The organism is Microcoleus sp. BM001215392, from assembly GCF_036700185.1.
Lineage (GTDB): Bacteria > Cyanobacteriota > Cyanobacteriia > Cyanobacteriales > Microcoleaceae > Microcoleus.
The window spans coordinates 1-1,066 of the sequence record NZ_JAUBOJ010000750.1; the positions used below are offsets into that span (position 1 = coordinate 1).

General features: G+C 41.8%; 2 protein-coding genes. Both read right to left on the reverse strand.

Annotated features, from left to right (window positions below; translation table 11 throughout):
- Positions 1 to 87: 87 nt before the first annotated feature.
- The gene (locus QT974_RS34635) at positions 88 to 417 is read right to left on the reverse strand and encodes a type II toxin-antitoxin system PemK/MazF family toxin (RefSeq protein WP_333472861.1); all 330 of its coding nucleotides are present in this window, start codon (positions 415 to 417) and stop codon (positions 88 to 90) included.
- Positions 404 to 811 (reverse strand): hypothetical protein, encoded by a 408-nt coding sequence (locus QT974_RS34640; protein WP_333472862.1) that lies wholly within the window; start codon positions 809 to 811, stop codon positions 404 to 406. The genes QT974_RS34635 and QT974_RS34640 overlap by 14 nt, the downstream gene beginning before the upstream one ends.
- Between the last annotated feature and the right edge of the window lie 255 nt (positions 812 to 1,066).

Genomic DNA, 1,066 nt, shown 5'->3' on the forward strand with positions numbered 1-1,066 from the left:
TGGACAACATGGTAACTTTTGTAAAGTTTTTATTAAGTATTGTGGTTGGGCATGGACTGGGGGGTTGTAAGGGCGATCGCTTAAATATTAGAATTGAGGCTTAACGTACAAATGCCAGACTCGTTTCACTACTTCTGCATCTGCTTGAGAAATTTGCCCGATTTTCGCCAGCAACAAAGACTTTTCCAAACAATCTAATCTAGATAAACGCACTGTTGAAGCAATACGCAAACCGCTGGCTTGCCAATCATTAAGAAATACATCAGTTTGGCTGCGGGGTTTTGCAGAGGTGACGGCTGCTGCTACCACATCCTCGCCATCCAACCACAATAAAAGTATGGGACGTTTTTTAGAGCCTGCGCCACCTGTAAAGGGAATATTTGCTACCCAAAAATCACCCGGTTCAATAGTCATCATAAAGTCCTTCGTCTTCGGGTGCGTAGCTGTTCAAAAAAGCCTCGTGGCTGCGAGTAATAGCTGAGTCAATTAAAGATTCTTCGCCATCAAGTACCGAAAACTCGGTTAGTTCAGGATAAGTCAAAAAATCTTCGGCTGTAGCTGCTATATATGGTGCTAGTATTTTATGGCGTTCTGCGATCGGCAACCTAGCAATTTCTGTAAGTGAGAGCTTGAGAGTAGGTGCGGTTGTTGGCGAATTGTTAGATTCAGAACTTTCGCTAGCTAACTGCTTTTTGTGTTCCGCTTTTTGCACCAGGAATTGTATAAAGTCTAGAACTTCTTCTTGTTTCTGAGTTGGCAACTGTCGCAGATTCTCTAATACTGCTTGCTCAAAATTAATTGTTTCTGGCATATGAATTACCTTCCTTAAGCGTCGATCGGTTTATTTGTCACGCAGCTAAGTTTCATTTCCTCAACTAAAGAGCCTAATTGCGGGTTGGGGCGAAGTAAATGCTATAATGTATGAGTAATATCTGAACTCCAAATTAAAGCTTTTACTCATCTAACTCCGCCATCAAGTCAGCAATTACCAGCGCGTTAATATTGTAACAAGTCTATCCTGCAACGCCAACTAACCATCGCCTTGAACCTCAATAGTATAACTGTA

Excerpts from the sequence above, each read along its gene's own strand:
- QT974_RS34635 (WP_333472861.1), bottom strand. The coding sequence starts at position 417 with ATGATGACTATTGAACCGGGTGATTTTTGGGTAGCAAATATTCCCTTT.
- QT974_RS34640 (WP_333472862.1), bottom strand. The coding sequence starts at position 811 with ATGCCAGAAACAATTAATTTTGAGCAAGCAGTATTAGAGAATCTGCGA.